This is a genomic window from Nocardioides insulae DSM 17944 (assembly GCF_000422825.1).
In the GTDB taxonomy this organism is placed as follows: domain Bacteria; phylum Actinomycetota; class Actinomycetes; order Propionibacteriales; family Nocardioidaceae; genus Nocardioides; species Nocardioides insulae.
In genome coordinates, this window is the sequence record NZ_AUGU01000015.1 from 60365 (window position 1) to 82435 (window position 22071).

At 71.3% G+C, this 22071-nt stretch carries 17 protein-coding genes and 1 pseudogene; 9 read left to right on the top strand and 9 right to left on the bottom strand.

Annotated elements, in window-relative coordinates:
- Position 1 precedes the first annotated feature (1 nt).
- The 3 genes from G515_RS19960 to G515_RS22555 all read left to right on the top strand — a co-directional run bounded on the left by G515_RS19960 (position 2) and on the right by G515_RS22555 (position 5414).
- The gene (locus G515_RS19960) at positions 2–1120 is read left to right on the top strand and encodes a hypothetical protein (RefSeq protein WP_051217972.1); all 1119 of its coding nucleotides are present in this window, start codon (positions 2–4) and stop codon (positions 1118–1120) included.
- Positions 1110–3335 carry a hypothetical protein gene (locus tag G515_RS19965; protein ID WP_051217973.1) on the top strand — a complete coding sequence of 742 codons (2226 nt, stop codon included), beginning with the start codon at positions 1110–1112 and terminating at the stop codon, positions 3333–3335. Before G515_RS19960 ends, G515_RS19965 begins: the two co-directional genes overlap by 11 nt.
- 123 nt (positions 3336–3458) lie before the next feature.
- Positions 3459–5414, top strand: a complete 1956-nt coding sequence (locus G515_RS22555; protein ID WP_051217974.1) for an HtaA domain-containing protein — start codon at positions 3459–3461, stop codon at positions 5412–5414.
- Between the two features lie 207 nt (positions 5415–5621).
- Here the strand turns inward: G515_RS22555 and G515_RS0107015 are convergent, their stop codons facing one another.
- Complete coding sequence (locus tag G515_RS0107015; protein ID WP_028659588.1) at positions 5622–6185, bottom strand: TetR/AcrR family transcriptional regulator; 564 nt, start codon at positions 6183–6185, stop codon at positions 5622–5624.
- A 2-nt stretch (positions 6186–6187) separates the two neighbouring features.
- Positions 6188–6994, bottom strand: a complete 807-nt coding sequence (locus G515_RS0107020) for a purine-nucleoside phosphorylase (protein ID WP_028659589.1) — start codon at positions 6992–6994, stop codon at positions 6188–6190.
- A gap of 114 nt (positions 6995–7108) precedes the next feature.
- Between G515_RS0107020 and G515_RS0107025 the strand changes: the two genes are divergently transcribed.
- The 3 genes and pseudogenes from G515_RS0107025 to G515_RS23770 all read left to right on the top strand — a co-directional run bounded on the left by G515_RS0107025 (position 7109) and on the right by G515_RS23770 (position 9150).
- Positions 7109–7486: a VOC family protein gene (locus G515_RS0107025; RefSeq protein ID WP_028659590.1), complete on the top strand. Its 378-nt coding sequence runs from the start codon at positions 7109–7111 to the stop codon at positions 7484–7486.
- A 409-nt stretch (positions 7487–7895) separates the two neighbouring features.
- Positions 7896–8192 (top strand): annotated as a pseudogene (locus G515_RS23765) (HD domain-containing phosphohydrolase); the annotation flags it as partial.
- Between the two features lie 256 nt (positions 8193–8448).
- Positions 8449–9150 carry an HD domain-containing phosphohydrolase gene (locus G515_RS23770; protein ID WP_245565281.1) on the top strand — a complete coding sequence of 234 codons (702 nt, stop codon included), beginning with the start codon at positions 8449–8451 and terminating at the stop codon, positions 9148–9150.
- 9 nt (positions 9151–9159) lie between these two features.
- On the opposite strand, the gene G515_RS22560 is transcribed toward G515_RS23770, so the two are convergent.
- Positions 9160–9618, bottom strand: coding sequence for an alpha/beta fold hydrolase (locus G515_RS22560; RefSeq protein ID WP_051217975.1), 459 nt, complete (start codon positions 9616–9618; stop codon positions 9160–9162).
- Positions 9615–10469, bottom strand: coding sequence for an alpha/beta fold hydrolase (locus G515_RS0107040; RefSeq protein ID WP_028659591.1), 855 nt, complete (start codon positions 10467–10469; stop codon positions 9615–9617). Before G515_RS0107040 ends, G515_RS22560 begins: the two co-directional genes overlap by 4 nt.
- A 141-nt stretch (positions 10470–10610) precedes the next feature.
- Here G515_RS0107040 and G515_RS19985 point away from each other — a divergent pair, with 141 nt between their 5' ends.
- A complete protein-coding gene (locus tag G515_RS19985; protein WP_051217976.1) occupies positions 10611–11729 on the top strand; it encodes a C45 family autoproteolytic acyltransferase/hydrolase in 1119 nt (372 codons plus the stop codon).
- Here the strand turns inward: G515_RS19985 and G515_RS0107050 are convergent.
- The 3 genes from G515_RS0107050 to G515_RS0107060 form a co-directional block, all read right to left on the bottom strand.
- Positions 11719–12621 carry an alpha/beta hydrolase gene (locus tag G515_RS0107050; RefSeq protein ID WP_051217977.1) on the bottom strand — a complete coding sequence of 301 codons (903 nt, stop codon included), beginning with the start codon at positions 12619–12621 and terminating at the stop codon, positions 11719–11721. The genes G515_RS19985 and G515_RS0107050 overlap by 11 nt on opposite strands.
- On the bottom strand, positions 12614–13180 hold the full coding sequence (locus G515_RS0107055) for a quercetin 2,3-dioxygenase (protein WP_028659593.1): 567 nt from the start codon (positions 13178–13180) through the stop codon (positions 12614–12616). The genes G515_RS0107050 and G515_RS0107055 overlap by 8 nt, the downstream gene beginning before the upstream one ends.
- Positions 13181–13282: 102 nt before the next feature.
- Entirely contained in the window at positions 13283–13735 is a 453-nt protein-coding gene (locus G515_RS0107060) for a gamma-glutamylcyclotransferase (RefSeq protein ID WP_028659594.1), read from the bottom strand.
- Positions 13736–13862: 127 nt separating this feature from the next.
- Here G515_RS0107060 and lpdA point away from each other — a divergent pair, with 127 nt between their 5' ends.
- On the top strand, positions 13863–15260 hold the full coding sequence (gene lpdA / locus G515_RS0107065) for a dihydrolipoyl dehydrogenase (RefSeq protein WP_028659595.1): 1398 nt from the start codon (positions 13863–13865) through the stop codon (positions 15258–15260).
- Between the two features lie 120 nt (positions 15261–15380).
- Here the strand turns inward: lpdA and G515_RS0107070 are convergent, their stop codons facing one another.
- The gene (locus tag G515_RS0107070; RefSeq protein WP_028659596.1) at positions 15381–16745 is read right to left on the bottom strand and encodes a hypothetical protein; all 1365 of its coding nucleotides are present in this window, start codon (positions 16743–16745) and stop codon (positions 15381–15383) included.
- A 180-nt stretch (positions 16746–16925) separates the two neighbouring features.
- Between G515_RS0107070 and G515_RS0107075 the strand changes: the two genes are divergently transcribed.
- Positions 16926–18323: an NAD(P)H-quinone dehydrogenase gene (locus tag G515_RS0107075; RefSeq protein ID WP_028659597.1), complete on the top strand. Its 1398-nt coding sequence runs from the start codon at positions 16926–16928 to the stop codon at positions 18321–18323.
- Between the two features lie 328 nt (positions 18324–18651).
- Here the strand turns inward: G515_RS0107075 and G515_RS0107080 are convergent, their stop codons facing one another.
- A complete protein-coding gene (locus tag G515_RS0107080) occupies positions 18652–22071 on the bottom strand; it encodes a pyruvate carboxylase (protein WP_028659598.1) in 3420 nt (1139 codons plus the stop codon).

Sequence of the window (22071 nt, forward strand, 5' to 3'; positions counted from 1 at the left end):
GGTGACCGCGCTGGCGGCCGTCCCGTCGGTCGTCCTGGTCGGGGCGAGCCCGCACGCCGAGGCCGCGGGGCGAGTGAGCGTCGCCAACGAGTCCGGCGACCCGGTCGCGGATCCCGACTACGCCACGACGGTGACCGTCTCCGGTAGCGGCTTCCAGTCGATCCAAGGCGGTCACGGCGGCATCTACGTCTTCTTCGGCATGGTGAAGGACGGCTGGCGGCCCAGCCAGGGAGGGCAGACCGGCCAGGACTACCTCTACGTCCCTGACAGCGAGTCCAAGAACAACGCCGGCTACCAGCGCTTCGTCGCCTTCCCCGGGAGCGACACCGCGGGTGCCGCCAACGGCGGCACCGTGCAGGCCGACGGCAGCTGGTCCACGCGGCTGGTGATCCCCGGCGCAACCTTCCAGTCCGCCGACCGCGAGGGCAACGCCACTACCGTCGACTGCCAGAAGGTCACCTGCGGGATCATCACCATCGGCGCACACGGCGTCGTCAACAGCAGCAACGAGAGTTTCACCCCCGTGCAGTTCGAGGACCTCCGGGCCGAGGGCGACTCGAACGCCGGTGACGGTTCCGGCGACGACTCCGATGAGGGCACCGCCGCGCCGGCGCAGCAGGACGACACCGCCGCGACGACCACCCGACCCACGCCGGGTACCACTGCCGCGCCCACCTCGACCGTGCGGCGCGGCAAGCCGAAGGTGACGGTCGACAGGTCCACCGCCGTGGTCGGTCGGGTCCTGACCTTCACCGGTGGCGGGTTCCTCCCGGGCGAGCAGGTCGTTGCGTCCTTCGATGACGGGATGGCCGCGGTCGGCCCGATCAGCGCCGGGCCCAGCGGTGAGGTCGCAGGAGTGCTGCAGTTGCCGGCCGACACCACCGGCGGTACACACCTGCTCCGGCTCAGCGGTGCCGCCTCGGGAGCCAAGCCCACCGTCAGTTTCGCCGTGCTGGAGCCTGCGGCCGTGAGCACGGAGCAGGACGAGGAACGAGCGGTGTGGCCGGCGTACCTCTTCCTCGGGGTCTCCCTGCTCGCGCTGGCCGGTGCGACGGTCGCCGTGGTGGTGCGGCGTCGCCGACGCAGCACCCGTCGCAAGGAGGCCGCCCGTGTCGCGTGAGCACCGGTCGTTGCCCGCGCTGCTTGCGGTCTTGGGCACCGCCGTGGCGGTCGCCCTGCTCGCGATGGCAGGCATGGTCTCCGTCGGCTCGTCCGCCTGGCCTGCCGCGGGTGCGGACCCCGGCGACGAGACGAACGCCCCGACCGCCCTCGAGGTCACCGACGCCCAGCTGCGGTGGGGTGTCAACAACGAGAGCAACAACCGCGCCTTCGCGCCCGGCACCTACAACTTCCTCTCCGCCGGCAAGGTGGGCAATCCCGGTGAGGGCGGCCAGACCATGGCCGGCCCCGGCACCTGGTCCAACGGCAAGGCTGCCGGCTGGTCGGCGAGCTCGGGCAATGTCGAGATCGAGAAGTATCTCGACGCCACCCGGACCTACGCGCCGGCGACCTGGGCCGGGCTGCGCACCGGCCCGGACGGGCAGAGCCTCCCGGGCGCGGCAGCGGGCGTGTACTCGGGGCACCAGGTGGTGCTCTCCGGCGGCACCGGTGCGCTGGACACGACCACCGGGGACGGCCGGATCGCCTGGGAGGGCAGCTTCACCGTCGTCTACTACAGCGGAATGTCCTTCTTCTACGTCAGCGATCCGGTGCTGAACCTCGAGAACGGCGTCGCGACCGTGACCGCCACCCTCGGTGGCTACGCATCCTCGATGGACGACATGACCCAGTGGGCGCCGGTCTCCTCGAAGCAGGTCACCCTGGCCGACCTGGGACGCATCGACCTGTCGGCCGAGCTCGGCTTCACCGCCACACCGGCCTACCGGGGGGTGAGGGTGCAGGGGACGGAGCCCGCCCAGGTGCGCTCCGGCGCGCACTGGGGGTCCTTCCCCCAGTCCTTCGTCGACTACCAGGTCGGCGCCGGCACCGGGGCGTACTGGTACTCCAGCGGTGGATCCAGCGACAGGGCCAAGCCGGCCCTCCCGATGACGGTGAGCTACGACGCCGGCGATCCGGTCACCCCCGGAGGGCCTGCCGATCCCACCGAAGAACCGACTTCGGACCCCACCGAGGGTCCGGCCGAGGACCCGACCGGGGAACCCACGTCGGTGCCCGGGGGAGGCGTCGAGATCACCGACGCCCAACTGCGGTGGGGGCTCAACAACGAGAGCAACAACCGGGCCTTCGCGCCCGGCACCTACAACTTCCTCTCCGCGGGCAGACTCGGCGATCCGGGTGAGGGCGGGCAGATGTTGTCCGATGCCGACACCTGGCCCAACGGTAGGGCGGCCGGCTGGTCGGCGAGCTCGGGCAATGTCGAGATCGAGAAGTATCTCGACTCCTCGGCTGCCTATCAGCCGGCCACCTGGGCCGGTCTGAGCACGGGAACGGACGGGAAGGCCCTCCCGAGTGCGACTGCGGGCGGGTACTCGGGGCACCAGGTGGTGCTCTCCGGCGGCACCGGTGCGCTGGACACGACCACCGGGGACGGGCGGATCGCCTGGAAGGGCAGTTTCACCGTCGCCTACTACAGCGGGATGTCCTTCTTCTACGTGACCGATCCGGTGCTCACGGCCACCGCCGGCCGGGTCAAGATCACCGCCACCCTCGGCGGCTACGGCTCCTCGATGGACGACCAGAGCAAATGGGAACCGGTCTCCGCGACTCGGGTCACCCTCGCAGACCTGGGGCACGTCGACCTGTCGACCGAGCTCGGTTTCACCCGGACCCCCGCCTACCGCGGGGTGAAGGTCTCGGTGCCATCCCCGGGCCAGGTGCGCACGGGGAAGCACTGGGGCGCCTTCCCGCAGTCCTTCGTCGACTACCAGCGCCGCGCGGGGACCGGTTCGTACTGGTACTCCAGTGGCGGGTCCAGCGACAAGGCCAAGCCGGCCCTCCCGATGACCGTGAGCTACGACGCCAGCAGCCCGGTGCCGCCGCCGTCCCCTCAGGACCCCACCGAGGATGCCCCCGACCCGATCAGCAACGACCCGGTCCTGCCACCCGGCGAGACCGATGATCCCTCCGAGGCCACTTCGACGCCGGCCCCGACATCTCCCGGGGGTGCCGCCCAGCCTGCCGGAAACACCGCTCCGGTCGCGGCCGGCGGGACCACCGTCATGGGCGCCATGCCGCTCGGGACGGTGCTGCCCGTCGCCTCGGTGGAGCCGGACGGGGGGCTTCCGCCGTGGCCGTGGTGGGCAGGCGGAGCCGCCCTGCTCGGCACCGCCGGACTGCTGATCTCCACGTTCGGTCCGGGGCGTCGTACGCCCTGACCGACCGGTCCATCGCCAACCGACCTCCCCTCACTCATCCATCACCGGCACGTGCCGCTCGGGCCGCCGCGTGCGCTCCCACCCATGCCCGGATCCCTCCGGCACCCACCCGAAAGGCACACCATGTCCTCACCCCGCACCCGAAGCGCCCTGGGCGCGAGCGTGGCGGTCGGGCTCGTCGCACCGACCCTGGCCATGCTGGCTGTCTCGCCCGCCCACGCCGCGGACCGGGTCGCCGTCACCGACGCCCAGTTCCGCTGGGGGATCAACGACGAATCCAACAGCGCCGGCTACGCGCCAGGGACGTTCAACCTGTTCTCGGCCGGGAAGATCGGCAACCCCGGCGTGGGCGGCCTGATGCTCAAGGCCGCCGATGAGGGGGCCACCTGGACCAACGGCGCCGCCGCCGGCTGGAAGGCGACCGATGGCAACGTCACCATCGAGAAGCAGCAGGCCGACGGCTCCTACGCCACCACCACCTGGGCCGGCACCAACACCACGCCTGCCGGGGAGAAGGTCGACACGAATGGGAAGCACAGCGCCCATCAGGTCGTCATCGATGCCGGCACCGGCATCCTCGACGCCGACGCCGATGACGCCCGGCTGAGCTGGGACGGAGACTTCAGCGTGATCTTCTACTCGGGGATGACCTACTTCACCGTCTCGGACCCGCAACTGAACGTGGAGGACGGCGAGGGCACCCTGACCGCCACCCTCGGCGGCTACGGCACCGCGATGGACGACCCGACCAAGTGGGAGGCCCTCCCCGACACCGAGGTCACTCTCGCCACCCTGCCCGATGTGGACGTCACCCCCGAGGGCATCGAGGTCACGCCGGACTATCAGGGCGTGCACTACGACGCTCCGACGAACGCCACCCCGCAGGCGCGGACCGGTGCGAACTGGGGCTCCTTCCCGCAGGACTTCGTCGACTTCCAGCAGCGCACCGGCAGTTCGTCGTACTGGTACAGCAGCGGTGGCGGTGCGGACGCCCGCAAGGCCGCCCGACCCCTCTCGGTGGCGGTCAACGCGAGCCAGACGGCCGGGAAGGTCACGGTCAGCGGCACCGAGTTCGACAGCGACGAGACCGCGACCGTGACCGTCGAGGGCACCGGCTTCGATCCGGCCCTGGCCACCGGCACTCGGCCGCCGCTGGCCGGTAAGCCCTCCGGTGCCTATGTCGCCGTCGGCAAGTACGCCGACGCCTGGGAGCCCTCCCAGGGGGCGCCCAGCACCGCTCGGGTGAACGGCGATGTGGCCTGGGCCGTGAACGCCGAGGACATGGAGACCATCGGCGGCCCCGCAGCGGGCGCGATCGAGCTGCGCCCGGACGGCAGCTTCACGGCGGAGCTGGAGGTCGACAGGGCAGCCATCGACGCGAAGGCCACCGACCCGAGCCTGACCGAGTACGGCATCTACACCTACGCCGGCGGCGGGGCGAAGCAGGCGGCGTACGAGACCTTCACCCCGATCACCTTCACCAAGCCCACAACCCCGAACCCGCCGCCCCCCGCCCCCAAGCCCAGCACGGTGAGCGTCCTCGGCAGCGGCGTCACCACCTACGGCTCCGCGGGCAGCCTGCGGGTCCGCGTGCCCTCGACGGGCACGGTCTCGCTGGCCGGGCTCGGTGTCACCCAGCGGGTCGCCGCCCGCGGGGGAGTGGCCACCGTGCGCGTGCCCTCGGGCCTGCGCGCGGGCAGGTACGTCGCGCGGGTGAGCTACAGCGGCAACGCGTCGTATGCGCCGAAGACGGTCACCAAGGCCGTCACGGTGCGCAAGGCCCGCACCACGCTGAGCACCCGCTGGGCGAGCAAGCCCCGCAAGAACCGCAAGGCCACGCTGGTCGTCCGGACGCGTGCGGTCGCGGCGCGGCCGACCGGCCGCATCCAGGTGGTGCTGAAGAAGGCCGGTAAGCGGGTCCAGCTCACCCGCACGCTCCAGCGCGGCCAGAGCCGGGTCGTGCTGAACAAGCGCCAGGTGCGCAAGCTCGGTACCGGCCGGTGGGTCGTCCGCGCGACCTACCGCGGTGACGCCAACTATCAGCCCACGGGCACCACGATCCGCACGCGCGTTCGCTGACCGATCGCCCTCACCCTGGCCCCGGGGTCCGACGTCCCCGGGGCCAGGGCCATGCCCGTCGCGGTCGGATCGGACCTGCCGGACGGTTGAGTCGGACCCCGTGGACGGTCGGGCTACCGAACTCGCCTCTCGACCGTCCGCGGGCGCAACCCGACATGCCGGGAGGCGCGGCTCAGGTTCGAGAGCAGCTGCACCCGCTGGTCCGGGTCAGGGGCATCCGAGGGCTCGAAGGACGAACGACTCCACCTGCTCGGACGGGAGGTCACGAGGGGTCAGACAGGCGTGCACGAGTGCGAGCGCGGTGTCGGGATCCGGCACGGTCATGGTCCCGGACTCGACCCCTTCCGCAAGGATGCGCCGCAGGACGTCCTCGACAGCGGTGACGTGTGCCCGGATAGCCCTGCGCGAGGAGTCCGGCAGCCGGCCCACGAGCTGTACGCCGAGCCCCATGTGGAAGGTGTGGCCGGCCTCGAGCTGATGGCGGATGTAGTAGCGCATCCGCAGGACGGGGTCGGGGGTGCTGGCCAGGCGTTCCTCGAGCTCGGCGACGTACGCCTCCGTCTCCGCCGAGGCGAACCCGACCACCACGGCCGCCTTGTCGGGGAAGTGATGGTAGATGGCCGTCCGGCCGAGCCCCGCGCGCTCGGCGATCCGGGCCATCGTGATGGCGTCGTAGCTCTCCTGCGCCATCAGGTCGGCGAAGGCGTCGAAGATCCGCCGGTGAACCTGGTGGCGGTGTTCGGGGACCGTGGCGGCCGAGATCCTCGGCACGGTCAGATCACCGGCACGATCTTGCCGAGCAGCGCGCCCATCCGGCTGGCGGCGGCGCGCCCTGCCTCCAGCACCTCGGCATGGTCGAGTGGCTGGTCGCTGATCCCGGCCGCGAGGTTGGTGACCAGGGAGATGCCGAGCACCTCCATCCCGGCTTCGCGAGCGGCGATCGCCTCCAGGGTGGTGCTCATCCCGACCAGGTCGCCACCGATGATGCCGGCCATCCGCACCTCCGCCGGCGTCTCGTAGTGCGGTCCGGGGAACTGCACGTAGACGCCCTCGTCGAGGCCCGGTTCGAGGTCGCGCGCCAGCCCACGCAGCCGACTGCTGTACAGGTCGGTGAGGTCGACGAAGGTGGCGCCGACCAGGGGAGATGCGCCGGTGAGGTTGATGTGGTCACGGATCAGCACCGGCGTACCGGGGGCCCAGGCGGGGTTGAGCCCCCCGCACCCGTTGGTGAGCACGATCGTGCCGCAGCCGGCGGCGGCCGCCGTACGGACCGGATGTACGACGGCAGCAACCCCCTTGCCCTCGTAGTAGTGCGTGCGGGACAGGAAGACCAGCACCTGCCGGTCGCCGACGCGGACGCTGCGGATCCTGCCGGAGTGGCCGGCCACGGCCGCTCCGGAGAACCCGGGCAGTTCGGTGGCGTCGATCTCGGCGGTCGTCTCGCCCAGCGCCTCGGCGGCCGGCAGCCAGCCCGAACCCAGCACGAGGGCCAGATCGTGCCGCGCGATCCCGGTCAGTTCGGCGAGCGTCGCGGCGGCGTCCTGAGCCAGGGAGTACGGCGAGGTCTGCGGTTCGGTCACGCAGAGAGGGTAACCACGTCTGAGACCGCTCGGGTCGCGCGGCGGGCGTGGGTCTGCTCGGTCGGAGGAGTGCAGCGGACCGCCACTGTCCGCGATTCTTGGGATGCTGGCAGCATGATCGATCACTTCGGCATCAATGCCGCCCACTGGGACGAGACCACCGGCTTCTACGACACCGTGCTCGCGGTGCTCGGCCACCGCCGCCTGATGGATTACGGCGTCGCGATCGGCTACGGCACCGAGGTGCCGGCCTTCTGGGTGAGCACGTTCGAGGGCATCGGACCCAACCGGGAGAACCACTTCGCGTTCACCGCCCCCGATGCCGCCACCGTGCGGGCCTTCTTCGATGCGGCCGTGGCCACCGGAGCCGAGGTGCTGCACGAGCCACGACTGTGGCCGGAGTACCACCCGGGCTACTACGGCGCATTCGTGCGCGACCCCGAGGGCAACAACGTGGAAGCGGTCTGCCACACGGCCGCCGAGGGCGACTGACCCGCCGGGACGGACTCCTGGCCGAGGTGGGTGGGCGGCTGGGACTGACCGAACCCGTCGGGGCCGGCGTCGGGCGGACGCGCTACCTCGCGGGTGCGCCAGGGTGTGTACTCGAACCATGACGTCCGAGCCGGCCCGGCTCAGTGACCTGCTGGCCGCACTCTCGGTGGCGACGGACCTGGGGATGGGCCAGCCGCCGGAGAAGGCGATGCGCTCGTGTCTGGTGGCCACGGGCATCGCCCGGGCAATGGCCCTGCCAGAACCCGACGTCCGCGACGTCTACCTGGCGACACTGGTCCGTCATCTGGGGTGCACGGCGACCGCGGCGGAGGAGGCACGGTGGTTCGGCGGCGACGAACTCCGCTCCCGGCCCGGTGCCGAGCGGGCCGACTTCGGCGATGCCCGGGCGATGCTCTCCTTGACTCTGAGCACGGGCCGCGGCAGCGGCAGGGCTCGTCCGGCACGGTTGGCGCGCGCTCTGGTGGGGGCGAAGGAGGAGGGGCGGATCCTACGCAGCATCTGCGAGGCCGGGGCAGCGCTCGCAGCCAGGCTCGGGCTCGGTCGCCAGGTGCAGGAGAGCCTGGACCAGGTCTTCGAGCGGTGGGACGGCACCGGGACACCCCGGCGTCTGGCGGGTGAGGAGATCACGCTGCCCGCCCGGATCTCCGACCTGGCCACCCAGGTCGTGATCTTCCACCTCGAGGGTGGGGCCGAGGCAGCCATGGCGATGGTCGAGGAGCGGTCCGGGGCATGGTTCGATCCTTCGGCGGCTGCGGCGTTCCGACGTCACGGGCCTGATCTGCTCGGCGAGCTCGCCGCGAACGACCCGTGGATCGCGGTGCTGGACGCAGAGCCGGCGCCGGTACGCCGCATCACCGAGCCCGAGTTCGATCAGGTCGCGCGCGGCTTCGCCGAGATGACCGACCTGAAATCCCCGGAGCACCCTCGGCCACTCCACCGAGGTGGCCGCGCTGACCAGGGCCGCGGCCAGCTCGCTGGGGTTGGCCGCCGGAGAGATCCGGGATCTCGGACGCGCTGCGCTGCTGCACGACATCGGCCGGGTGGCGGTGTCGAGCGGGATCTGGGAGAAGCGCGGAGCACTGACCCGTGCCGAGGTGGAGCAGGTCCGGATGCACCCGTACCACACCGAGCGGATCCTGGCCTGCTCCACCGAGCTCGAGCGACTCGGCAGGATCGCCGGACTGCATCATGAGCGGCTCGACGGAAGCGGGTATCACCATGGCGCCAGAGCCGCGGCCATCCCCACCGGTGCCCGAATCCTGGCGGCGGCCGACGCCTATCAGACATCGACCCAGTCGCGGCCACATCGGTGTGCCCTTCCGCCCGAGCAGGCCGCCGAGCGGGTGGCCGCGCCGGCCGCTCGCGGTCGGCTCGACCCCGATTGTGTCCGAGCGGTCGTGGAGGCGGCCGGCCAACTCGGCACGAGGGTCGTACCGAGGAGACCAGCCGGGCTGAGCGACCGAGAGGTCGACGTGCTGCGGTTGGTGGCGACGGGGGCGTCCAATCGACAGATCGCGAGCGCCCTGGTCATCTCCCGGCGTACCGCCGAGCATCACGTGCAGCACGTGTACGCCAAGATCGGCGTCTCGACGCGGGCCGGTGCTGCTCTTTTCGCGATGGAGCACGACCTCCTGCACGACTGAGGATCGGGCCTACTCGGCGAGCAAGGTGCGGATGACACCGGCCACGAGCGCAGGATCCTCCCGGTGGGCCAGGTGCGCGTGCCCCTCCAGCACCTGGACACGAGCCCCTCGGATCGCCGCCACCGCCGCGCCGTTCGCCCCGTAGGAGTGGCCGAAGAGCGCAACCGACGAGCCGGCGATCTCCGCGACCCGGTCGACCACTGCGGCGACGTCCTCGAAGTCGCGCTCGATCGCGTACTCCGGGCCGTCACCGCTGGCTCCGAACCCGCGGCGGTCCATGGCGAAGGTGGTGTGGTCGCTGCTGAGCTCGGCGACCAGCGCGGCAGAAACGGTGTGGTCCTGGATAGAGCCGTGGACCAGGACCATCGGCGGACCGTCCCCCTCGACCCAGACCGCGAGCGAGACCCCGTCCGGGGCACGTACGTCGAACCGGCCGGTGGGGGCCTCGGGTGCGGATCGCGGGCTCATCGGGCCGCCCCCGCCTGCTCGTGCGCTCCGACGAAGCGGACGAGCGTGTCCACGTACTCCTCGGGGTGGGTGACATGAGGGATGTGCCCGGCCTGGGGATGGAGGTGCCGTTCGGCGTGAGGAAGGAATTCCTCCAGGCGGTCGAGGACGGCGGCGAAGAACGCCGGACTTTGGCCACCGCCGGTGAGCAGTACCGGTCCGCCGTACCCGGTCAGCGCCTGCTCGTCGAGGCTCCGCCAGGACGAGTCGCGCAACTCGTCGAGATAGGTCGGGGCGTTGCCGGTCATCATCGCACGCAAGGACTCGGGCAGCCGCGCCCACGAGCCCGGCCCGAGGGCCACCTCGTCGACGAACTGCTCTGCGGCGCCGGCGTGGTCGCCGGCCGCGATCCGCCGGCCGACCTCGGCCACGGGACCCCGGTCGCGGGCCGCCCAGGCCTCCGCTTCCGCGGTGCCGGGGGCGAGCAGGCCCACCAGCGGCGGTTCGTGCGCCACGAGACCGCGCAACAGATCGGGCCGGGCCGCGGCGAGCTGGAGCGCGATCACGGCACCGCTGGAGTTGCCTGCGACCCAGGCCGGCCCCACTCCCAGCCGTTCGATCAGCGCGGCCAGGTCGGCGACGTCCTCGGTGAAGCTGCCCTGTCCGGGCGGGGCGGAGCTCTCGCTGTGTCCACGCCGGTCGTAGGTGAGGACCCGGAGGTGGCGAGACAGGGCCGTGACCACCGGATCCCAGTTGTGGTGAGACCCCCAACTGCCGTGCACCAGCACCAACGGTGGAGACGTGGATCCGCTGACGGCGTAGGCGATCCGGACCTGGTCGAGGTCGATCATCCGGGTATCGGGCGAGGCCATGGCGCCCACCTCCTTCGTGGACACCAGCCTCGCGTCGTCGCCCTGCCCGGCGCATCGGTAGACCTACCCATCCTGACCGTGGCGGGACCGGCTCGGGTGCGTGCGGCGGGCGGGCGCTGCTCACGGCGTACGGTGTGAGCCATGTCGCTCCAGACCTCGACCGCCCGCTTCGACCCGGACACCCTGACCCCGCCGGCCTCGATCAGCCCGCAGTTGCTCACGATCAGCGGTGCGGACGCCGTGACCCGGGGTCGCGCTCGGGGGGAGGCAGCCACCCGCGGGATCCGCCGGACCATCGAGGCCTACGCCGCCCTGTTCGCGGTCAAGGGGATCAGCGCATCCGCCCAGCGGGCCGGTGCGCTCGAGTCGCTGGGGGCGCTCCGGACGTGGGACGAGGCGCAGTACCGGGAGCTCGAGGGGGTCGCGGCCGGCGCGGGGGTGGCGTTGTGGCAACTCGGCCTGGTCGTCGCGCGCACCGAGATCCTCGCGCTCGCCGCGGTGGATCCGCACGAGTGCTCGACGGTGGCGTTCAGCCGGCCCGGCGGCTCCTGGTCCACCCAGACCTGGGACTGGCACGCCGAGTTCGCCGACGTCTGGCACTACCAACGGGTGACCGGCGTGGAGGGGCAGCACGACCACGCCGGCTTCGCGGAGTACGGCATGCTCGGCAAGATCGGGATGAACGACACCGGACTGGGCGTCCATCTCAACATCCTGCGCAACGCCGCGGACGACGGCGGCGGTGTGCCGGTGCACGCGATCCTTGCCGGCGTCCTGGCGCACGCCGGGTCGGTGAACGAGGCGATCGACCTGATCCTGTCCGCTCCGACCAGTTCATCCTCGGTCATCACCGTGACCGGTCCCGACGAGGTGCGGATGGTGGAGATCGCGCCGCAGGGCAAGCAGGTCCTGGGCGCCGAGGGGTGGTTCGCCCACACCAACCATTTCCTCAGCCCCGAACTGTCCGGGGGCGCGCTGGAGACCTCGCCCGTCAGCACGTCGCGGGCCCGCTACGAACTGCTTCAGGAGCGCCTGGCCGACGCTCCCGACCCGGGCGGGCTCGAGGACCTGCTGGCGCTGATGCGCACCGACCCCCACGAGGCGCCGGTGTGCTGCGTCCCCGACCCCGCCCGCCCCTTCGGCGAGCGCACCGCGACCCTGGTCACGGCCCAGTTCGACCCGCAGGGCCGGTCGGTCCGGATGAGCCCCGGCAACCCGCGCGACGTGACGCCCGAGAACGTCACAGTCTTCAGCTTCTGAGGTCCACCTGGGCGGCGCCGTCAGCCAGGTGGCGGCTGAAGAACGCGAGGGTGCGCTGCACGGCGTCCTGGGCGACCTCGGGGCCGCCGAGCCACATGTGCTCCGCACCGGGGTAGGTGTGGAGTTCGACCTCGGCCCCGACCTCGCCGAGTGCGGCCGCGAGCCGACGGCTCTGGTCACAGGGCACGAAGGTGTCCGCCTCGCCGTGGAGCAGGAGGTACGGCGGAGCGCCGGCGCGCACGTGGGTGACCGGACTGGCGTCGCGGGCGAGGTCGGGCCTGGCCGTGAGCGAGCCGCCGATCAGGAGGGCCTCGCGGCTGTCGGTCGCGTCCGGGTCTGTGCCCAGCACGGGCGGGATGGCCGCGAGATCGGTGGGCGGGTACCAGCCGACGACCGCCGACACCGCTGCTGAACCGGTGCCGAGCAGTCCTGCCGTCGCGGCCAGGTGCGCCCCGGCGGACTCGCCCCAGACACCGACCCGGGTCGGGTCGAGACCGAGTTCACCGGCGCGTCCGCGCAGCCACGCGATCGCCGTACTCACGTCGTCGCGCTGGGCGGGCCAGGTCGCCTCGCCGGAGAGCCGGTAGTCGACGGCGGCCACCGCGAGACCCGCCTCCAGGAAGGGGCGGACGAGGTCGGCGGTCGCGGCGGTCCCGACCAGCCGACGACTCCCCACCCGCCAGCCGCCGCCGTGCAGGAAGGCGATCACCGGCGCCGCGTCGTCGCCGAGCGGACGGTAGAGGTCCAGTTCGAGCGGCCGGGCCCCGGGCAGGGCGGCGTAGGGCAGGGCCGGGTGGACGGGCATCCCGTCGACGACGTACGCCGGCGGCACCGGCGCCAGGTGCGGCGGGGGAGCCAGTGGCGGACGCTGGGACACCGACGAGTCAGGCATCCGTGGAGGGCTCCGGCCACTCGAAGCCCGGGTGGAAGCTCATGTTGTGCTGCTCGGCGGCGGCCTGCATCCGCTCGAACGGCGGGATGAACGGCGGGGTGGCGGGATCGATGCGGTCGGTGAGGGTGCCCATGTGCTGGAAGAAGCGCTCGAAGCCGCCGGAGATGGTGCCGAGCATCTTGCCGGCCTCCTCCACCTGATAGGCGTGCGCGTGACCGGCCGGCACGTAGGCGAAGTCGCCTGGGAGGAGCAGTCGGGAGACCTTCTCGCCGGGCTCCATCTCCACGAAGAGGCGGATCTTGCCCTCGACGACGAAGAAGGTCTCGTGGGTGCCGGCATGGGTGTGCGCCGGGATGAGATCGCCCTTGGGGCAGTTGGCCAGGATCATGCCGAACTGGTTCTCGGTCTCATCGCCGCTCAGGAGCACCGAGAAGTGGTCGCCGAAGAGCCGCGAGTGCTCGCCCTCGCCCGCTGAGAGGAAGAAGGGCTCAGGCTTGCCGGGCAGGACGCCGTCCCAGGCCGGTCGGCCGGACGGGTCCGCGAGGTACTCGAAGGTCATGGTGCGCATGATGCGCCGTGACGGCCGTCGCAGTCACGTCGCCTTCCGGTCAACGGAAGACCGGGGTCGACGGCGGGCGCGTCCAGGAGCGTCGGGGGACCCTCACAGGCCGATCGACCGGCAGGGTCGGGCCCGGAGCGCCGCGACATAGTCGCCGGGTGCGTCGGCCGCCTCGGCCGCATTGGCGAGGGCGCCGAGGTAGTGCGCGGAGGGGAGGCCGCCCTCATGGGCGTCGAGCACGTAGGTCCAGACCAGCAGGTCGTCGGTCAGGGTGCTCACCCGCACCTTGGTCTTGCGGTAGAGCCCGGTGTCGGCGGACTCCCACTGGTCCAGGGCCCGCTCGTCCGGCGCGGTCAGGTCGTAGACGGCCACGAACACCTGCTCGAAGCTGTCCTGCACGAGCGTCGCGAGGGCGCCGTCCCAGCCGTGCTCCTCGCCGCCGAAGGTCAGTCTCCAACCCTCCAGCCAACCGGTGGTGTGCAGCGGGGAGTGCGGGCAACGTGCGCTCATCAGGGTGGGGTCGAGATTGGTCCCGTAGGCGGCGTACAGCGTCACGGGTGTGAGCCTAGTGGTGGGTCCGGACAACCCGGCCCGCCCGCGGCGGGGAGTGCCGGGCGGCCGTGACCGTCCAGTAGCACCCACGAGGCGGAGAGTCCGGGGGGTCGGGTCTACCCTTGGGCGCGTGAGTCACTTCGATGTCCTCGTCCTCGGTGCCGGCCCCGGTGGGTACGTCGCCGCCATCCGCGCTGCCCAGCTCGGCAAGTCCGTTGCCGTGGTGGAAGACAAGTACTGGGGCGGTGTCTGCCTCAACGTCGGGTGCATCCCGTCCAAGGCCCTGCTGAAGAACGCCGAGCTCGCCCACCTGCTCGCGCACGACAAGAAGAAGTACGGGATCGAGGGCGAGGCGACCATGTTCTTCGGCCCCACCCACAAGCGCAGCCGTCAGGTCTCCGCGGGCATCGTCAAGGGCGTCCACTACCTGATGAAGAAGAACAAGATCACCGAGATCGACGGTTGGGGCAACCTCAGCGGTCCGAAGTCGATCGACGTCAAGGACAAGGACGGCCAGGTCGCCTCCTACACCTTCGACAACCTGATCATCGCCACCGGCGCCACCGTGCGCACGGTTCCCGGGGTCAACCTCTCCCAGAACGTCGTGACCTACGAGGAGCAGATCCTCACCGACGAGCTCCCCTCCTCGATCATCATCGGCGGCTCCGGCGCGATCGGTGTCGAGTTCGCCTACGTGCTGGCCAACTTCGGGGTCCAGGTCACCATCGTGGAGTTCCTCGACCGGATGGTCCCGACCGAGGACGCTGACGTCTCCAAGGAGCTCGCCCGGCACTACAAGAAGCTCGGCGTCAAGGTGATGACCTCCACCGCGGTCAAGGGTGTCGAGGACACCGGCTCCGGCGTTCGGATCACCGTCGCGCCCGCCGGAGGCGGCGAGGAGCAGGTGCTCGAGGCCGACAAGATGCTGGCCGCCTTCGGGTTCGCCCCGCGGGTCGAGGGCTACGGCCTCGACAACGCCGGCGTCCAGCTCACCGAGCGGGGCGCGATCGCGGTCGACGAGCGTGGCCGCACCAACGTCGAGGGTGTCTACGCCATCGGTGACGTCACCGGCAAGATGATGCTCGCCCACGTCGCCGAGGCGATGGGCATCGTCGCCTCCGAGACCATCGCCGGTGCGGACACCATGGAGATCGACTTCGACATGATCCCGCGGGCGACCTACTGCCAGCCGCAGATCGCCTCCTTCGGCTACTCCGAGGCCCAGGCCAAGGAGAAGGGGTACGACGTCAAGACGGCCACGTTCCCCTTCTCGGCCAACGGCAAGGCACAGGGCCTCGGCGAGGCGGTCGGGTTCGTCAAGATCGTCGCCGACGCCGAGCACAACGAGTTCCTCGGCGCCCACCTGATCGGCCCCGACGTCACCGAGCAGCTGCCGGTGCTGACCCTGGCCCAGCAGTGGGATCTCACCGCGGACGAGGTCTCCCGCAACGTGTTCGCCCACCCGACCCTCTCCGAGGCGGTCAAGGAGGCCGTGCACGGCATCGCCGGGCACATGATCAACCTCTGATCGGTAGGCCGCCTCAGGCGGCCACACTGCACCGTGGGGTGCATCGGACACGGGAGATGTGTTCGATGCACCCCACGGTGCTTTCCACCGCTACCCAGGAGGCGGCCCTCCGACGGCCGGTCAGCAGCTGCGCCGGACCTCGACCAGGCGGCACCGGTCCTTCCCTGGGCCGCCCCAGCCGATGTCACTGCCGTTGCCGCCGACGAGGAAGTCGCGGCCCATCCGGCCGAGCATGCGGTCATCGCCGCCACCGCCCCGGAAGACTTCGGCCCGGCCGCTGCCGCGCAGGACGTCGTCGTACCCCTGCCGGTCGCAGGCGAACTGGCCGGAGCACACGTTGGCCTGGAACCGCTCCAGGCCGATCGCGCGGACTCGCCGGTTCTTGCCACCACAGCGGAACCAGCCGGCTCGGTTGTCGAGCGTGGCAGGGCAGCCGGCCCAGGTCAGGGTGTCGGGACCGCCGTCGCCCCACAGCCGCATCCGCAGGCGCTGGAACGGGAGGTCGAGTTCGATCCGGTCGGCGCCGGGGCCGGCGTGCACGTGGCCGCGTGACCAGGCGTAGGCGAGGTCCTTCCCGGGACCGAGCCGGACCGTGAGGCTTGATCGGGCCCGTCCACCCACCTGGCCGACCGTGCTCCGGCGGTCGAGCACGTCCGCATCATCCACCCAGTCGTTGCCTGGCCCGGCGAACACTGTGCCCGCGAAGGTGTGGATGTGGTCGCGGCCAGATCGGGCATGGATGGTGTCCACGCCACCGCGCCCGTCGATCTCGTCGCGCCCGTTCGTACCGAGGATCAGGTCGTCCTTCCCGGACCCGGTGTACGCCTCCATGCCGCTGAAGGTGTCGGAGGCGCCACCGGAGCGCGCGCGGACGGCCCCGGCGGCGAGATCCAGGCGCAGGGCGGGGTCCGCATTCTGGGGAAAGGCCAAGGTGTCCTGGCCGGAGTCCCCTCGCAGACGGTCGGCCGCACCGGTCACCGTCCCGTCGAAGAAGTCGTCACCGCCCCCTCCGGAGACCAGGTCGGCGCCGTCCGGAGTGCCTCCCATCGAGCGATCGTCCCCGAGCAGATCTCGTCCCCCCAGCCCGAGGACCACGTCGTCTCCGGCGTCCCCGCCGAGGACGTCGGTCCCGTTGCCTCCTCGGATCCAGTCGTTCCCCGGACCACCGGACACCTCGGTGCCCTGCCGCAGTCGTCGGGCGACGCAGACGGTGTCGTCACCTGCGCCGGCTTCGAACGGGACGTATCCGGCGACCAGTACGACGTCGTCCCGGTCGGTCGCAGCCTGCTCGGCCTGTCGTGCGGTGGTCACCACGGTGGCGGGCAGGCCGTGACACATGGCGGGTGCCGCCGAGGCCGGCGACGGGAGAACCGCGGTGCCGACACCCACCGTGAGCATCGTCATGGCCAGGAGCCCGGCGCTCCTGAGTGCGGCTGCGCGGGTACGTGGATCGGTGATGGTTCGTGAGGTCTCGATACCGAGCATCTGTCCTCCCTGCGAGTCAGACCGTCCATTGAAGGCAGATCGGACCCACCCGGGAGTGGCGCCGGTCAGGGATCTCATCAATACGAGGTATTTCGCTCGATGGAACCGCTCTGCTAAGCCGACAGCAGTCCTGTCGGTGCCGACTCGGTGCTTGGATCGATCCACTGCAAGAATGTGCCCATGGCTCGCGTGGTGATCATCGGTGGCGGACCCGGCGGATACGAAGCCGCACTCGTGGCACATCAGCTCGGCGCGGAGGTCACCGTCGTCGATCGGGACGGTCTCGGGGGATCGGCGGTCCTCACCGACTGTGTGCCCAGCAAGACCCTGATCGCGACCTCCGACCTGATGACCGACATGGCCAGCGCGGCCGAACTCGGCATCACCATGGTGGGCGACGGCGGGCAAGGCACCGCGGCGACGACCGTCCACGCCGACCTCGCTCAGGTCAACGCCCGTGTCCAGGCGCTGGCGGCCGAGCAGTCCCGCGACATCGAGGGTCGCCTGGTGCGTCGCGACATCACCATCCTCAAGGGCGTCGGGCGGCTGGACGGCCCCCGCCGGGTGATCGCCACCCTGCACGACGGCACCGAGCAGAGCATCGACGCGGACGCCGTCCTGATCGCCACGGGTGCGCGTCCGCGCACGCTTCCGAGCGCCCAGCCGGACGGCGAGCGGATCCTCACCTGGGAACAGGTCTACGACCTGACCGACCTGCCCACCCACATGATCGTGGTGGGCTCCGGGGTGACCGGCGCCGAGTTCGCCAGTGCCTACCAGTCCCTCGGTGTGCCGGTCACGCTGATCAGTTCCCGTGACCGGGTGCTGCCCGGTGAGGACGCCGATGCCGCCGTGGTCCTCGAGGACGTGCTCACCCGCCGTGGCATGACCGTGCTCGGGAAGTCGCGGATGCAGTCGGTCACCCGGACCGGTGACACCGTCACCGTCACCCTCACCGACGGCCGTGAGGTGACCGGGTCGCACTGCATCCTGGCCCTCGGATCGGTCCCCAACACCGAGGGCATCGGCCTCCAGGAGGCCGGCGTGAAGCTCGACGAGGGTGGCTTCGTCAAGATCGACCGGGTCTCCCGCACCCACGCCTTCCCCGTGTACGCCGCCGGCGACTGCACCGGCGGCTTCATGCTCGCCTCGGTGGCCGCGATGGCCGGCCGGATCGCGATGCAGCACTTCCTGGGGGACGCCGTCTCCCCGATCGACCTCGGGCAGGTGAGCTCGAACGTCTTCACCAGCCCCGAGATCGCCACGGTCGGTGCCACCCAGAAGGCAGTCGACTCCGGCGACGTCATCGCCGACGTCGTCCGACTGGACCTGAAGGGCAACCCGCGCGCCAAGATGCAGGGCGTGCGTGACGGATTCGTGAAGATCTTCGCTCGCCCCGGCTCCGGCATCGTGGTGGGCGGCGTCGTGGTCGGTCCCCGGGCGAGCGAACTGATCCACCCCATCACGCTGGCGGTCACAGCCAATCTCACCGCGGATCAGCTCGCCGCCGCGTTCACGGTCTACCCGTCGATGAGCGGTTCCACCGCCGAGGCGGCCCGACGCCTTCACCGGGTCTGATCACCTGGCCGCGCGCAGGGGCCGACCTACGGCACTGACCGGGCGCTGCGCGTTCCACCGGGCAACCGGCGAGAGGCGCACTCCCAGTGTGTCGCTCCACCGGGAGCGCGGAGTTCAACTGGGAGTGGGACGCCTGAGGTCCGCGGCCCCGGCGCCATCACCCGGCCGACCGGAACAGCAGGCGGACAGGACCACCCGGCCGACCGGAACACCCGGCCGACGGGGACACCTCTGGCCGCAGAATCCTGACGCAGCGACGCGAGGCCGCACGTACCTCCGTCGCGGCGGGTGGCACCGGCCCGAGGTCGCCCTCGGGCCGGCCCTGCTCTCAGCCGATCACCACCACCAGGTCGCCGCCGTCGACCGACTGCGGGCCGGGGACGGCGACGCGGGTGATGGTGCCGTCGATGGGTGCGGTGATGTTGGCTTCCATCTTCATCGCCTCGATGGTGGCGATGGTGTCACCGCTCTTGACCTGGTCGCCCTCGGCCACGGTGGTGGTGACCACGCCCTGGAAGGGGGCGGCGATCTGGCCGGGGGTGGCGGGGTCGGCCTTCTCGGCGGCGGCGACGGCAGCGGAGACGGAGCGGTCGCGCACCGCGATGGGGCGGAGTTGGCCGTTGATGGTGCACATCACGGTGCGGTAGCCGCGCTCGTCGGGCTCGCCGATGGCGCGGATGCCGAGCAGGAGCTCCTTGCCCTCGGAGAGCATGACGCTGTGCTCCTCGCCGAAGCGGAGGCCGTAGAGGTAGTCGCGGGTGGGCAGCACGGACAGGTCGCCGTACTGGGAGCGGGCGGCCTCGAACTCGCGGGTCGGGCCGGGGAAGAGCAGCCGGTTGAGGGTGGTCTGCCGGGCGCGTCCGGAGGTGGTCAGGTCGGCCTCGTCGGTGGGATCGAGGGTCTCGGCGGGCGGGGTCCAGGTGCGACCGGCGGTGGCCTTGGCCCGGAAGGGCTCGGGCCAGCCGCCGGGCGGGTCGCCGAGCTCACCGTGCAGGAACCCGATCACCGAGTCGGGGATGTCGTAGGTGGACGGGTCGGCGGCGAAGCCGGACAGATCGGAGGGGTCGGCGCCGGCGGCGACCAGGGCCAGGGCGAGGTCGCCGATGACCTTGGAGGAGGGGGTGACCTTGGGGATCCGGCCGAGCAGGTCGTTGGCGGCTGCGTAGGTGTCCTCGATCTGCTCGAACTTCTCACCCAGGCCGAGCGCGATCGCCTGCTGGCGCAGGTTGGAGAGTTGTCCGCCGGGGATCTCGTGGCGGTAGACCCGGCCGGTGGGGGAGGGCAGACCGGACTCGAAGGGGGCGTAGAGGCGTCGGACGGCCTCCCAGTAGGGCTCCAGGGCGTTGACCCCCGCCAGGTCGAGGCCGGTCTCCCGCTCGGAGTGGTCGGTCGCGGCGACCAGGGCGGACAGTGGGGGCTGGGAGGTGGTGCCGGCCATCGCCGCGGTGGCGGCGTCGACCGCGTCGACACCGGCCTCGATCGCCGCGGTGAGGGTGGCCAACTGGCCGCCGGTGGTGTCGTGGGTGTGCAGGTGCACGGGCAGGTCGAACCGCTCGCGCAGGGCGGTGACCAGGGTGCGGGCGGCCGGTGCCCGGAGCAGGCCGGCCATGTCCTTGATCGCCAGCACGTGCGCCCCGGCCTCGACGATCTGCTCGGCCAGGTGCAGGTAGTAGTCGAGGGTGTAGAGCTCCTCGCCGGGGTCGGAGAGGTCACCGGTGTAGCTCAGCGCGACTTCGGCCACGCCGGTGCCGGTGGCGCGGACGGCGTCGATCGCGGGCCGCATCTGGGAGACGTCGTTGAGGGCGTCGAAGATCCGGAAGACATCGATGCCGGTGGCCGCGGCCTCGGCCACGAACGCGTTGGTGACGGTGGTGGGGTAGGGGGTGTAGCCGACGGTGTTGCGACCGCGCAGCAACATCTGCAGGCAGATGTTGGGCACCGTCTCGCGCAGCGCGGTCAGCCGCTCCCAGGGGTCTTCGGACAGGAACCGCAGGGCGACGTCGTAGGTCGCCCCGCCCCAGGCCTCCAGCGACCACAGCTGCGGGGTCAGCCGGGCCACGTGGCCCGCGACGTTGGTCAGGTCGCGGGTGCGGACCCGGGTGGCCAGCAGCGACTGGTGGGCATCGCGGAAGGTGGTGTCGGTGACCGCCACCTCGCGCTGGGCGCGCAGCGCGGCCGCGAACCCTTCCGGGCCGAGCTCAAGCAACCGCTGCCGCGACCCGTCGGGGGCCGGGGCGGACAGGTCGAGACCGGCCTCGAGGCCGGGCAGCTTGGTGACCGGGTCCACCGAGACCCGGGCCGCTCCGTGCGGCTGGTTGACTGTCACGTCGGCGAGGAAGGTCAGCAGCTTGGTGCCCCGGTCACCGGAGGCCCGGGCAGTGAGCAGCTTCGGGTGGGTGGGGATGAAGCTGGTGGTGACCCGGCCGGCCTCGAAGTCGGGGTCGTCCAGCAGGGCCTGCAGGAACGCGATGTTGGTGGCCACGCCGCGGATTCGGAACTCGGCCACCGCCCGCCGGGCCCGCTTCACCGCGTCGTCGAAGGTGCGGCCGCGGCAGGTCAGCTTGGCCAGCATGGAGTCGAAGTGCGCGCTGATCTCGGCGCCGGCGTAGGTGGTACCGCCGTCGACACGCACTCCGGCGCCACCGGGGGAGCGGTAGGCGGTGATCACCCCGGTGTCGGGGCGGAACTCGTTGGCCGGATCCTCGGTGGTGATCCGACACTGCAGCGCGGCTCCGCGCAGCCGGATGGTGTCCTGGGACAGGCCGAGGTCGGCCAGCGTCTCGCCCGAAGCGATCCGCATCTGGGCCTGGACCAGGTCGACGTCGGTGACCTCCTCGGTCACGGTGTGCTCGACCTGGATCCGGGGGTTCATCTCGATGAAGACGTAGTTGCCCTGCGGGTCGAGCAGGAACTCGACCGTGCCGGCGCAGGAGTAGCCGATCTCGCTGGCGAAGCGCACCGCGTCGGCACACATCCGCTCGCGCAGATCCGGGTCCAGATGCGGGGCGGGGGCGATCTCGACGACCTTCTGATGGCGGCGCTGCACCGAGCAGTCCCGCTCGAACAGGTGCACCACGTTGCCCTCGCCGTCGGCGAGGATCTGCACCTCGATGTGACGGGGCTCGACCACGGCCTGCTCGATGAACACGGTCGCATCCCCGAAGGCGGCCTCGCCCTCACGCATGCAGGTCTCCACCGCGTCGCGCAGCAGTTGCTGATCGGGGCCGGGCTCATCGACCTGCCGCATCCCTCGGCCACCACCGCCGGCGACGGCCTTGACGAACAGCGGGTAGGACAGGTCTGCGGCGGCCTCGAGCAGGGCGTCGACATCGGTGGAGGGGGCCACCGAGGCCAGGGTCGGCACGCCGGCGGCCTTGGCCGCCGCGATCGCACGGGCCTTGTTGCCGGTCAGCTCCAGCACCCGCGAGCTCGGCCCGATGAAGGTGATCCCGGCCGCGGCGCAAGCCTCGGCCAGAGCGGGATTCTCCGAGAGGAAGCCGTAGCCGGGGTAGACCGCGTCGGCACCCGAGGACACCGCGACCCGGACGATCTCCTCGGGGTCGAGGTAGGCCCGCACCGGGTGGCCCTTCTCCCCGATCTGGTAGGCCTCATCGGCCTTCAAGCGGTGCTCGTTGCCCCGATCCTCGTACGGGAACACCGCCACCGTCTTGGCACCCAGCTCATAGGCCGCGCGAAAAGCTCGGATCGCGATCTCACCGCGGTTGGCCACCAATACCTTCGAGAACAT

What these genes read in the sequence shown, in the direction of transcription:
- G515_RS22560 (WP_051217975.1), bottom strand. Translation starts at nt 9,618, where the DNA reads ATGAGCCCGCGATCCGCACCCGAGGCCCCCACCGGCCGGTTCGACGTA.
- G515_RS0107055 (WP_028659593.1), bottom strand. Translation starts at nt 13,180, where the DNA reads ATGACCTTCGAGTACCTCGCGGACCCGTCCGGCCGACCGGCCTGGGAC.
- G515_RS0107025 (WP_028659590.1), top strand. Translation starts at nt 7,109, where the DNA reads ATGATCGATCACTTCGGCATCAATGCCGCCCACTGGGACGAGACCACC.
- G515_RS0107080 (WP_028659598.1), bottom strand. Translation starts at nt 22,071, where the DNA reads ATGTTCTCGAAGGTATTGGTGGCCAACCGCGGTGAGATCGCGATCCGA.
- G515_RS0107040 (WP_028659591.1), bottom strand. Translation starts at nt 10,469, where the DNA reads ATGGCCTCGCCCGATACCCGGATGATCGACCTCGACCAGGTCCGGATC.
- G515_RS0107075 (WP_028659597.1), top strand. Translation starts at nt 16,926, where the DNA reads ATGGCTCGCGTGGTGATCATCGGTGGCGGACCCGGCGGATACGAAGCC.
- G515_RS0107050 (WP_051217977.1), bottom strand. Translation starts at nt 12,621, where the DNA reads ATGCCTGACTCGTCGGTGTCCCAGCGTCCGCCACTGGCTCCCCCGCCG.
- G515_RS0107070 (WP_028659596.1), bottom strand. Translation starts at nt 16,745, where the DNA reads ATGCTCGGTATCGAGACCTCACGAACCATCACCGATCCACGTACCCGC.
- G515_RS22555 (WP_051217974.1), top strand. Translation starts at nt 3,459, where the DNA reads ATGTCCTCACCCCGCACCCGAAGCGCCCTGGGCGCGAGCGTGGCGGTC.
- G515_RS19985 (WP_051217976.1), top strand. Translation starts at nt 10,611, where the DNA reads ATGTCGCTCCAGACCTCGACCGCCCGCTTCGACCCGGACACCCTGACC.